At 56.2% G+C, this 12,937-nt stretch carries 5 protein-coding genes and 1 tRNA gene; 2 read left to right on the forward strand and 4 right to left on the reverse strand.

Annotation, left to right across the window (positions count from 1 at the left end):
• The first annotated feature begins 62 nt into the window (after nt 1-62).
• Together A6X21_RS01840 and A6X21_RS01845 are read left to right on the forward strand one after the other, a co-directional pair.
• Entirely contained in the window at nt 63-3,620 is a 3,558-nt protein-coding gene (locus A6X21_RS01840) for an acyl-[ACP]--phospholipid O-acyltransferase (RefSeq protein WP_068845665.1), read from the forward strand.
• A 256-nt stretch (nt 3,621-3,876) separates the two neighbouring features.
• Nucleotides 3,877-3,949 (forward strand) — tRNA-Ala (locus tag A6X21_RS01845).
• 193 nt (nt 3,950-4,142) lie between these two features.
• Here A6X21_RS01845 and A6X21_RS01850 read toward each other — a convergent pair.
• The 4 genes from A6X21_RS01850 to A6X21_RS01865 form a co-directional block, all read right to left on the reverse strand.
• Nucleotides 4,143-5,927 (reverse strand): TolC family protein, encoded by a 1,785-nt coding sequence (locus A6X21_RS01850; RefSeq protein ID WP_165603656.1) that lies wholly within the window; start codon nt 5,925-5,927, stop codon nt 4,143-4,145.
• 225 nt (nt 5,928-6,152) lie between these two features.
• The gene (locus A6X21_RS01855; RefSeq protein ID WP_165603657.1) at nt 6,153-7,523 is read right to left on the reverse strand and encodes an efflux RND transporter periplasmic adaptor subunit; all 1,371 of its coding nucleotides are present in this window, start codon (nt 7,521-7,523) and stop codon (nt 6,153-6,155) included.
• Nucleotides 7,524-7,744: 221 nt separating this feature from the next.
• Nucleotides 7,745-10,957 carry an efflux RND transporter permease subunit gene (locus A6X21_RS01860; RefSeq protein ID WP_068845675.1) on the reverse strand — a complete coding sequence of 1,071 codons (3,213 nt, stop codon included), beginning with the start codon at nt 10,955-10,957 and terminating at the stop codon, nt 7,745-7,747.
• Nucleotides 10,958-11,346: 389 nt separating this feature from the next.
• Nucleotides 11,347-12,657: a PQQ-like beta-propeller repeat protein gene (locus A6X21_RS01865; RefSeq protein ID WP_068845757.1), complete on the reverse strand. Its 1,311-nt coding sequence runs from the start codon at nt 12,655-12,657 to the stop codon at nt 11,347-11,349.
• Between the last annotated feature and the right edge of the window lie 280 nt (nt 12,658-12,937).

Consider the following 12,937-nt stretch of genomic DNA (forward strand, 5'->3'; position numbering starts at 1 on the left):
GCAACTGCCAGCGAATAGAGAATCGACCCCATTGATTGCGAGAACGACTGGACAATTCGGGTATGCAGACGCTCTCGGAGGCTATTTCCAACCTACGGACTGATGAATCGACGGAACCTCCCCGCCCCGCCGACCTGCATGATCGTCTTTCGTCCATCAGCTTCCTCAGCCTTCTGGCCGTCCAGTTTTTGACAGTGCTGAACGACCACACCTTCCGCTGGCTGGTGGTTCCCCTGGCTAAACGGCTTTTCCGCCATACTCCCGGGAAGGTTTCGCTGGCGGAAGATGCTTCGATGCTGGCGCTTGGGCTGGCTGCCTTCACGTTGCCATTTCTGTTTCTGGCAGCGCCGGCGGGTTATCTCGCAGACCGCTTCAGCAAGGCCAAGGTCATTACCTGGTGCAAGCTGGCGGAGATTCTCATCATGCTGGCGGGCTTTGCGGCTCTGGGCTTTAGTAATATCCCGCTGCTATTCATCGTAGTGGCACTTACGGGAGTGATGAACGCCCTGTTCGCTCCCGCCAGGCAAGGGAGTATCCCTGAACTTGTCCATGATGGTTCGCTCTCGCGTGCCAACGGGTTGATGGGGCTGATGAACGTTGTCCCTTGTGCGCTGGGTTTTCTCTTGGGAAACCTGCTGGCGACGCTTGCTCAACCGGGCGAGAGCGACACCATTTCTTGGCAATCGCTCAGTATTGCGTTTGTGGTGATCATGTCGATTGCCGTACTGGGTTGGGTGGTCAGCCTGGGGATTCGCCGCGTGCCGGCGGGTGACCCGGAGTGCCGCTTTCCGTGGAATTTTCCAGTCGATACCTGGCAAAGCCTGAAGCTCCTTTCGAGTGATATTTTTCTCGCCCGGACAGCGTTAGGGATTGCCTTCTTCTGGCTGCTGGCCTCGATGGCTCAATTGAATATCGACACATTTGCCGGTCATGATCTGCAACTCAAGCAATGGCAGGTCGGTGTTTTTGGCATGGTGCTGGTGCTGGGTGTCGGCATCGGGAGCCTGCTGGCAGGTTATCTCTCGGGTGGCCATGTCGAACTGGGATTGGTGCCAATTGGGGCGATGGGTATTGCCATCTGCTCTGTGGTGTTGTATCTCGCTGGAATCGTGAATGACGATCACCGTCTGATCGCGTTTGAACTTTCGGTCGGTGGTCTGTTTTTCCTGGGTGTGTTTGCCGGGCTGTTTGATGTTCCACTGGAGGCTTATTTGCAGCATCGCAGCGAGCCCAAAGTGCTGGGAAAAATTCTGGCAGCGACGAACTTTCTGGCATTCTCAGGAGCGTTGGCTGCGGCGGGGATCTTTTATTTCTTACTCGCTATTTTGCAACTCAGCCCGGCTGCGGTGTTTCTCGTCTGCGGGATTGGGACAGTCCCCGTCGCGATCTATGTCATGTTCCTGATACCAGGTGCCATGTTTCGATTTCTGTTCTTTATCTTTACGCACTCTTTCTATCGAATTCGCCGCTATGGCGAAGTCAATATCCCCGAAAAAGGGGGAGCGCTGCTCGTCTCGAATCATGTCACGTGGGTGGATGGCATTCTGCTGATGACGATGACACCACGACCTGTGCGGTTCATTGCCTATGCCGATTATGTGAATCTTCCCTGGCTGAACTGGCTGGCACGAATTTTTGAGATTATTCCTATCAAGGCAGATGGTGGGCCCAAAGCTCTCATTGAATCGTTAAGGACAGCTCGCAAGGCCATTGAAGAAGGACACGTGGTCTGTATCTTTGCCGAGGGTGGTTTGACCCGCACCGGCCAGATGCAGCCTTTTCAACCTGGCTTTCTCAAGATCATTCAAGGGACCAATGCCCCGGTGATACCGGTCTATCTGGATGGTTTGTGGGGAAGTATTTTCAGCTTCAAAGGCGGAAAATTTTTCTGGAAATGGCCGAAGCGTCTACTCCTTCCCGTCAATATCCTCTACGGTCAGCCCATTCACGAACCCAAAACTGTTCATCAGGTTCGCTCAGCAGTCCAACTTCTGGGGGTCGAATCCGTGCAAAAGCTGAAATCAAAAGAGCCTTCCCTGCTGGCGGGATTCATCAAGACCTGTCGGAGTGCCGGTAGCCGCATTAAGGTGGCCGATTCTGGTGGCATGGAACTGAGCGGGACCAAACTGCTGATTGCCACGCTGGCATTCAACCGGTTGTTCCGTCGACAGATTCCGGGCGATGAGCAGGTGGTCGGGATCCTCCTTCCGCCGACAGTGGGCGGAGTTCTCGCGAATGTGGCACTTTCGCTGGCTGGCAAGGTGACTGCCAATTTGAACTACACGCTTTCTGATGCACAGCTCAATGCGTGCCTCGAGCAGGGTGATATCAAGACGGTCATTACCAGCCGCAAAGTTCTGGAGAAGAGAAACTTCCAACTCAATGCGAAGTTTCTGCTCCTTGAAGACTTGAAGCCACAGGTTTCGACTTTTGACAAGTTCTGTGCTGCCCTGGCTGCTTACACCATGCCAGCTTCACTTTTGTTGACTTTACTTGGCCGCCCCACTCGCGGCACTGATGAACTCCTGACGCTGATCTTTACTTCGGGATCGACTGGCCAGCCGAAAGGAGTGATGCTCACCCACAACAATCTGAAGATCACCATCGACGCGGCCGACCATATTGCCCGGCTTGAGGCCGATGATACGGTTCTCGGAGTGCTGCCGTTCTTCCACAGTCTCGGGTACAGCATTACCTTGTGGTTGCCCCTGTGCCTTCCGCCGCGGGTGGTGTATCACGTCAATCCGCTCGATGCGCGTGTGGTTGGGCAGCTCGCTGAGAAATATGGCGCCACAATTCTGCTGGCGACGCCCACCTTTTTACGGTCGTACCTCAAACGTTGTGAACCGGCACAGTTCTCCAAGCTCGACCTGGTGGTGGTGGGAGCGGAAAAACTTCCCAACGAACTGGCGAACGAGTTCAAGGAGAAGTTTGGCGTCTTACCTTCGGAAGGTTATGGCGCGACAGAAACCACTGGCCCGGCATTCGTCAATGTGCCTGATCATCGATGCGAGTTGACTTCGCAAAAGGGAACCAAGCTGGGAACCGTGGGCCGACCATTGCCTGGCTTTGCCGTGCGAATTCTGGATCCGGAAAGTGGTCAGGAAGTGGGTGTGAACATCCAGGGGCGTGTCCAGCTCAAGGGTGGCAACGTAATGGCGGGCTACTGGAAGAATCCCGAGAAGACCAGCGAAGTTCTGCAGGATGGCTGGTACGACACAGGGGATCTGGGTGTGCTGGACGACGAGGGTTTTCTGACGATTACGGGCCGCCTTTCGCGGTTTTCAAAGGTCGGTGGCGAGATGGTGCCGCACCTCCGCGTGGAAGAGTTACTGCTGGAAATCGTCAAGACCTCTGATGATGAAGGAGCTCTGCCCCTGGCGGTAACGGCAGTACCTGATGCACAGCGTGGAGAACGGCTGGTGGTGGTGCATCGTCCTTTGGCTCAACCGGTAGCGGAAATACTGCGTAAACTGGGCGAAACAGGGATTCCCAACCTCTGGATTCCTGGAGCGGACAGTTTTATCGAAGTCGAAGCTGTGCCGATTCTGGGGACAGGCAAGCTCGATCTGAAGGGGATTAAAGACTGTGCGCTGGCCCGCTTTGGGCCCAAGTCGTAATGCAGTGCCATCAGAAGCATGCGCATCTGGACATGATGAATGCTGGATGAAGAACCCGGGCGGCAAAAGTTGCCGAAACTTCACCCAATCCGGATAACCCGCACAGTTGCAAGGGGAGTGATCAGCGACTAACATTCTTCAAGTCGTTATGAACCAGACGCCGATGTAGTGTGTCAGAGGAAATGACGAACGCGATTCGCTGGAAACGGTGAATCGAATCCATCAGGTCACTGACCCAGTGTGACTATGGAAATATGGGGGATTAGCTCAGCTGGGAGAGCGCTTGCATGGCATGCAAGAGGTCAGCGGTTCAATCCCGCTATCCTCCACTTCAAAGGCCCTTGAACCAACAGGTTTAAGGGCCTTTTTCGTTTCCAGATTTTCGGCCCGCTCACGATTCGATCAGCGGTGGTTCAATTGGCAACGGCTTGGGTGAAGGTCTGTACCGGACTCGTACTTTCGAGAGTGGCCTCGACTGCACCGGATACGCCAAAGCCTGTTGCAGTCGTGATGCAGACTCAATCAGGTGGCGAGGAACCAGCCGGTGGCGTGGCAGAGCTGAAACTGGGATTGGTTGTAGTCGACAACCGCGTTGAGAAAGGTGCGCTGGGCAACGCGAAGTGCCTGGATCGACTGCAAAACTTCGATCGGCAAGCCTTGAGCATTGCGGATTCGGTCGAGGTTGAGATCGAACGAACGCTTGGCTGCGACTACTCCCAGGCGACAGATCTCGATCCGTTCGCGGCGTTTGATCACCTGCGTGTGAGCGTCCACAACTTCCCTCGCGACGGTATCCATCAAGGCCAGGTTTCGCCATTGGGCCTGACGAACTGCGGACGATGTCTGTTCGCGTGCGGCTTTTTCCCCGAAGCCCAGATTGCGGACTTCCCAGTAAGCCATGGCATCGGCATCGAGGCGGCCGTTGCTGTTGGTGATATCACTGCCAAAGCCGCCACCAAAGCCGCCATAGCTGACGCCGAGTAAGACACTGGGGATCAGCGGGGCGTAGCGTTCCCGCTTCATGCGTTCGATGGCTTCACAAACGAGCTGCTGCTGCTCGGCAAGTTCCGGCCTGCGTGAGAGACCTGTGGCGACATACTCCCCTGCTGTTCCCTGCACTGTCAGAATTTCCAGAGGTATGACGACGGGTTCCCCGCTGGAAATGGTCATCGAAGGATCGGCATGCAATAGAGCAGCCAGCCGGGCGGAGGCAGTGACGACGGCTTCTTCGCTCTGGACGACTTCATCGCGTCTGACGGCGACCTCTGCGAGGACTCGCTCGTTATCGGATTGCAGGCCCTGACCTGTCCGGGCGTATGCGGACGTTACTGAGGAAAGTTCTTCGGTGTGGAAGAGAGCCTGCTGGGCAATCGCCCGATCCTGTTCGGCTCGCACAAGCTCCAGATAGGCGAAAGCGGCATCACGCAACGCGTCGTTGCGGGTGGCTGCTGCGCCATATTGTCTGGAACTCGCTTGATGACTGGCAATGCGCGGCTGGAAAATGGCATCAGTCAGATGAAATTGAGCCATGAGGCCAGGCGCTATGGGTGAACCGGCACCCACTGCCCCAGCACCCATGCCGCCATAAAATGAACTGCGGCTGGTGTTGAAAACTCGCCCGGCGACATCCTGGATCGCCCCGTCATGATGATTGTAATTCAACCCCGAGCGGATCGATGGGAGCCACAAGGTATCCGCCTGTTCGACGCGGGCATAAGCCTCGTTGATTCGCTCGCGTGCCAAAGCGATGTTCGGGTTCTGAACATCAGCGAGGTAGAGAATGTTCCCCAGGCTCAACTGATATGCACTCGCTGAAGGCGCTGTATTGAAACGCCCCGCCTGTTCCTCAGTCGCGAGCGTGGCATCGTTGTAACCGGGCGGGATTTCATCGGCGGAAGTTTTTTCACTGGAGGCGAGTGTCACGAAGGCGGTATCGCTGATTGGCTCGTCGCTGAGTGGTTCGCTGCTCTCAATGCCTTCGCTGATTGATGGAGCGGTGGCGGACGACTCCTGATGGCCACTCTCCGCAGAGGCCAGTCGCACGGCTCCGGCATGGTTGGCTGATGAACGATCCTTGGTCACGGACTCGGTTCGATAAATGGGTAAGTCGCTGGCGACCTGCTCGAAACGGTCGTAATGAGTGGGATCGACTGGTTTTCCGGCAATGTTTGACGGGCGGGAACTGATGCAACCCGCAGTCATCACGAGGGCTGCGGCCAGAATGCCGTTCACCACAACTCGTGGAATGAGTGCGAACCTTCGGCTGTGGTGTCGATGTGGAGCGTCTTTCGGCCATTTGTGTTGCATCATGCCATCCTTGGCAGACTTGCAGCGCGCAGTCTTCTACCAAGGCTATCGGTCATGATCTTTGTACCAGACAAGCGACAGGTCATGTGACCGATGTGGCTTTGAATGATCACACGATCGCGTGTGACGCTTTTGACAGTCAGGTAAATTTTGTCGGATCGTATTGTGACGACTTGGCTGCAATTAATCGGCCGGAAATGCTGCTGGAGATCGATTTTGATCGCCTTACTTGGCAGGTGCAACGGGTGGAACCACTTCTACAGTCTGACCTTCGCGGAACGATGCTGCGTTGAGGAGAATCACGCGTTCGGTTCCCGCTAGTCCTGACCGGACTTCCCATTCGTTACCGGCCAACAGCCCTAGCTCGACGGGGATCTTCCGCACGACACCCGCATCGTCAACGGCGTAGCAGCAGGTCTGCTTGTCGATCGTCACCACAGCGGCCTTGGGCAAAGCCAGCGCATTCTCCGCCTGCGCCACTTTCAGAAGCACCTGCAGGTACTGTCCGGGACGGACGCGACCGGCCTCGTTGGGGACATCGACTTCGGCTTTGAGAGTGCGTGAAGTCTTGTTAAGAGACCAACTGGTGCGGGTAATGGTGCCGGTATGGATGACTCCGGCTGAGCCCGCCATCTTTACATCAATCTGCGACTGGGGTGAGATTGTCACAGCGTCGATCTCGGGAACTTCGAGCACGACTCGGATCGGGTCGATACGCATCACTGTGAGAAGTGCTGGCTGTTGACTTCCCGCCTGCACCAATTGACCCGGATGCACGCTGCGCTCGACGACAATCCCATCGAAGGGAGCGCGAATGGCGGTGTATTCGAGCATGACGGCGGCCCGACGCTGATCGGCTTCAGCCACAGCCAACTGGCTGCCGGCAGCAATCGCATCGGCTTTCGATTTTTCCAGATGAGCCCGGGCCTCGGCCATCATCGCTTTGGCCGAAGCAATCTTGGCGACGACCTCCTTGCGACCGGCATCGGCACTGGAGAGTTCCGCCAGTGTCTCGTCGGCGACCTTGGTACTGACAGCACCGGAAGCCGCGAGTTGTGTGACTCGTTCATATTCGGACTTCCACCGTGCATAGCGCGACTCTTCCCTGGCGGCGAGGGCCTCCGCTTCCTGCACTTTGGCCTCAGCCGACGACAACCCCGCCTGGGCAACTTGAATTTCGGCAGTTGCCTGAGTCACGCCGGCCTTCGCCTGCAAGACCATGGCCTGCTTCTGGAGTTCTTCTTCCTTGAGTTCCGGGACATCCAACTGGCAGATCAATGTGCCGGGCGTTTCCCCATTGGGCCCGACGACACGGTCGCCGATATCGACGGCCACTTTGTCGATGTAGCCAGTGACTTTGGCATGGAGCGGTGCCACTTCAAACGCTTCCGCACGACCGGGGAGCTCCACCACGCGAACCAAAGTTTTCCGCTCCAGGGGAGCCGCCGTGGCCCGCGCGAGAGGAGCTGCGCTTGCTGATGGTGAAGAGGCGGAGGATGAGGCCTGATGAGTGCAACCGGCCGTCATGGTGAAGAACAGGAGCCAGGAGCCGACCATCAGGGAGCGGGCGGCGGTCACGTAAGGTATGGAAGGCATGGCGAGCAATCTCATGTTCGGAAGGAAATCAACTTCATCGGGGTGGTTGGGATCCAACATCCTTGTTGGCCCCCAGGTCACAGGGCGTTGATCACACATGGCAAAGACTCCATCGGAATGTCGAGGATGCAAGCCTGCTATTATTCCAGAATGACCTGGGGGCGGTTGAAGACATCCGACCCCAACCACCCCAGGGATCAACCTTGATTCGGTACAGGTCATCATGATGTGGCCACAAAATAGCGGCTTTCGGAATCGAGTGGATCAAGCGAGGCGGATGTGCTGGAAGCACGTTTGAGCACCAGAGCGTAAACGGCGGGAAGCACCAGCAGTGTGGCGAACGTGGCAGCCAGCAGCCCACCAATCACCGCGCGGCCCAGGGGAGCGGTTTGCGCTCCTTCCTCACCTAATCCGGCGGCCATAGGGATCATCCCGGCTGTCATGGCGAGGCTGGTCATGAGGATCGCCCTCAACCGGCGACTTCCCCCTTCGATGGCGGCCTCGCGCGAATCATGCGAACTCTTTCGCGATTGTTCAGCGAATGTCACCAGCAAAATGGCGTTGGCCATTGCCACACCAATGGCCATGATGGCTCCGATGAACGATTCAATGTTGAGCGTTGACCCGGTAAGCCAGAGTGCCACAACGACACCCGCCAGGACGGCGGGGACGGTCGATACGGTGGCCAGTGCCAACCGTATCGACTGGAAGTTGGCGGTCAGGAGCAGGAAGATCACAAGAATTGCCAGCACCAATCCGACTCCCAGACCACTGAGAATCTGCCGCAAGGTGGGAACCTGGCCCCGGATTTCGGTTGTGATGCTTTTGGGTTTGAGACCCTCCTTCTCCATCTGACTGAGAACCTGCTGCACTTCGCGTGAAACAGTCCCCAGATCGACCCCGCTGATGTTGGCTGTGATCGTCAGTTCCCGCTTCATGTTGTAGCGGTCGAATTGCCCGGGCTGGGTTCCTGGTGTCAAACGGGCGACATCGCGAAGCAACACGGACTGTCCGTTTTCGTAATCGACGGGCAACATCGCGAGATCTTCGGCTTGAGTCATTGTGGGCTGGGGAATTTCGATCTGCACCTGATAGCCGATGCCGGTTTTTGGATCGGGCCAGTAGTTCTGAGCCACAAATCGCGTGGAAGAAGTGGCGGCGACAACAGAACGGGCGATCTGTGAAGCGTTGGTGCCGGACATTGATGCTTTTTCGCGATCAACCGAGACATTGATTGTGGGATAGGCCAGCGACTGGGCGATCTGGACATCCCGCAGGGAGGGCAATTGCCGGAGTCGCTTTTCAAGTTCCCGCGCGTAGACTTCACTTTCCTGCAGGTTGGCACCGCGAACCGCAATCTCGACAGGTGTAGGGGAACCGAAGCTCATGACTTCGCTGATGATGTCGGCAGGCTCGAACGAAAAGCGAAGTTCCGGATACTTCTGCCCCAGAACTTGCCGCAATCTGTTCTTGGTCTCTTCGACATCAATGCCTGTTCCGTGCTTGAGTGCGATGCGGAGCAGACCTTCCTCGGGGCCACGCGACCACTGATAAACTCCGTTAATGGGGAAGCTCGAAGGGATCGTACCGACGTAACCGAGTGTTAAATCAACATTCTTCCGCCCGACCGTTTCACCGATCTCATCAAGGACCTTGATGGCGTAATCCTCTGTGGTGTCAAAGTGTGTTCCATCCGGTGCGCGGAACTTGAGCCGGAACTCGGCGACGCCTGTCTGAGGGAAGATCTCCAGGCCTAACTGACGACCCGCGAAGACGACAATCAAAACCGATGCCGCGAGATAGACCGGGACAACCACCCATCGCCAGGCCACGGTTTGCCCCAGCAAGCGGCGATAGGGAGAGCTTTTCAGCGGAGCTGAGTCGTTGGCATGGGCGTGGGAACCGGTTCGCTTGAGGAGCCAGATCGAAAGAATTGGCACAAATGTACTCGACAGGATGTACGAGGCAATCATCGAGAAGCCAACGGCTAACGAAAGCGGAATGAACAGATTTCTGGCGGCTCCCTGCATGAAGAACGAAGGGACAAAAACCGCAAGAATGCAGAGCATCGCGAGGAGTCGGGGAACGGCGGTTTCGGAATTTCCCAGCCGGACGGCCATCGCCATGGAATCGGTCTTCTGGAACTGGGTGTGAATATTCTCGATTTCGACAGTCGCTTCATCGACCAGAATCCCCACCGCCAGAGCCAGCCCGCCGAGCGTCATGAGATTGATGGTCTGACCGCACAGCCAGAGTCCCAGCACGGCCGCCATGATGGCCAGAGGAATATTCAGCACCACCACCAGCGCACTGCGCCAATCGCGCAGGAAGACCAGCACCATCAATCCCGTGAGGAGAGCGCCGAGCAGACCCTCCGTCAGGAGGCTCCCCACGGCGCGGGTCACGTAAGGCGATTGATCGAATTCGAACGAGACCTTGATGTCGGGCGGCAACTCGGCCTGCATGGCAGGGATCGCCTTCTTGATCTCGTCGATGACACTCATCGTCGAGGCTTCTGCCCGCTTGGTTGCGAGGATATAGACAGCGCGCCGGCCGTTGACGAGGGCGTAGCCTGTAGGGAGATCGGTCGCATCATCGATGGTGGCGACATCCCGCACATAAACCGGCGGGCCATCCTGCGTGCGGATGGGGATCGACCCCAGTTCTTTGATATCTTTCACGAGGGCATTGGTGGGGACAATCGGGTAGCTGGTGCCCACATGCATGTTGCCCGATGGACTCACGGAATTGCCGAGCGCCAGAGCCGTCACGACTTCATCGGGTGAGATGTTGTAGGACCGTAATCGATCGGGATTGGCCCGGATTACGACGGTGCGGGCACTTCCACCAAAGGGAGGCGGTGCGGAAACTCCCGGCAATGCTGAAAAGAGTGGCCGGACTTTGAACAGTGCCTGATCCTGAATTTCCCCCACGGTGCGTGTATCGCTTGAAAGGACCAGATAGCCGACGGGGACACTCCCGGTGTCGAAACGCATCACGAAGGGTGAAACGGTTCCTGGAGGCATCATCGCCCGGCTGCGATTGACATAGTTGATTGTCTCGGCCATGGCCTGAGACATATCCGTCCCCGGGTGGAAGATCAGCTTCATCAAAGCCGTCCCCTGGATGTTCCGGCTTTCGACGTGATGGATGTTGCTGATGTAAAGGAAGTGGTACTCATAATAGTTGGTGAGCAGGCCTTCCATCTGGGCGGCATCCATCCCGCCGTAAGGCTGGCAGACGTAGATCACCGGCAGATTGAGAGCCGGGAAGATATCGACCTTCATCGTCTGCAGCGGCAGATCAACACCGATCTTCGCCAGCGACTGATCCACCCATTTGGGCCTCAATGCGACGGAACAAGCCAGCACGATGGCGAGAATTGCCACCATCACAGTCCACGGGCGACGTAAGGCGAAGGTGAGAGGATTCATGGCGGCTTTTGGCTCTAATGCGTTTCCCGGGAGATAACAGTGTGTTGTGGATGAAAACATGCTTGCCCAGTATTAACTCAGACAGGCTGCAAGCATGGCGAGCAAAGTGCGATTATCTCATGGAAAGCGTATAAAAACGATCGGAATGAAATTCATCGAATCAGTGATCACCAAATGACACGGGAGTCGTGAGGGCATCAACCGGATTCATCACAAACAACTTCACGATCGTAGACCGCTGCGAAATCGCGAGCAACCGGAGTCGTCAGCTTTCAGGCCAAAAATGAGCTAAGAAATGCCTGATGGGTCGAAATTCTGGCGGTGTTCGTAATCAGGGAATCCTGCCCGATTTTATCTCGGAATCGAGCGATCTATCACGGAGGCTGTGTTCACGGATGCTTCTCGGCGAAGCAATACAGAAATCGATCTGACCTGAGGAACAACTGGTTATTCCGAATGGCAGGAGAGGCGTTGAAGTCACTGGGATCGGAGGGGAATTTGTTCAACGCCAGGATCTCGAACTTTTCTTTCGCTGAATAGACGAGGAGACCATCCCACCGGGTAGGGACATAAATCCGCCCCTGGGCGACAACAGGTGATGCATAGACTGGACGACCACCGGAGCTGAGATCTTCCAGACGCTCTCGATAAATCAGTTCACCATTCTTGGCATCGACACAGAACGCCTGCCCGCGATCATCAATCCAGTAGATTCGTCCTTCGTAAAGGAGAGGTGTCGCGACATAAGAACTGTTGCGGCTGGTCCATTTGATAGCCGAAGACGTGGCGTCTCCCTGCCCGCCTGCCTTCAGGCACAAGCTTCCCGCCGATCGAAATCCTCCAAAGATGAACACCTCATCGCCTTGAGAAAAGACGCTGGGACAGATATTGCCCGTGAGGTTGTGCTCGGCATTCCAGCGCAAGCGGCCCGTATCGGGATTGAGGCCCCACACTTCTCCCGGAACGGCAATCACCAGATCGCTGCGTTTCTCATCGACAGTGATCACTGAAGGGGTACCGTAAGCCAGATTTAAGGCCGACGCGGTTTCACTCCAGAGGAGTTCCCCAGTCAGTTTATGGAGTGCACGAATGGACTGGCTTTCTTCGGAGGCATTCACAATGACAGAGTCTTTGTAAAGAATCAGACTGGCACCGGAACCCCAGCGGCGACTGCTGGACTCTTTTCCGACATTCGTCTGCCAGAGCTGTTTTCCCGAGAAATCAAAGGCAATCACCCCGCTTTTGCCGAAGAAGCAATAGACACGTTCACCATCGGTGACAGGTGTATTGCTCGCATAGCCGTGATCGGTGAGATAGCCCTGATATTTATCCTCGGGTTGCTCTCCCGCGATGGTTTTTGTCCAGAGCACCTGGCCACTTTCGCAGTCCACGCAAACGAGATGTCTTTGCAGCGAATTGATATCTCCCTCTTCCGATTTCGATTGTCCGTAGCCGGAGTAGCAGGTGACGAAGACTTTGTTCCCTGCGATGATCGGACTGGAAGACCCTGCACCCGGAAGTGCGACTTTCCACAAGAGGTTTTCGTTCTCACCAAAGCGGATGGGGAGCTTGGATTGAGTGCTCACACCGCTCGCTCCGGCACCGCGGAATTGAACCCAGTCTGCGGCGGTTGCTGGGGGAATGGCGCACATGAGTGCCAGGAAGAGAAGCGTGCCATGATGACTGCGGTTAACTCGCATTTTGTGCTCCAGAACCGGGAAATCAGAACTTGATGATTCAGTCAGCGGATGCCAGCATCGTACCCATTCCAGAAATCGATGGCGCGTAGAGTTTATCGAGCCTGCTTTGGCTGCCTGCGTACTGTTGAACTCGATCGACCAGGAAGCGAATGAAGAGATGGGGCACATGGTACCCGGCCCTGGATTAAACCTCGTTCCCAGGAAACCACTGCGTTGCTGGTTGCAAAAACATGCTTGCCCAGAGCTGCAAGCATGCCACACAACCAAAATCGACTTAAAC

This window comes from Planctopirus hydrillae (genome assembly GCF_001707835.1).
Classification (GTDB): Bacteria; Planctomycetota; Planctomycetia; order Planctomycetales; family Planctomycetaceae; genus Planctopirus; species Planctopirus hydrillae.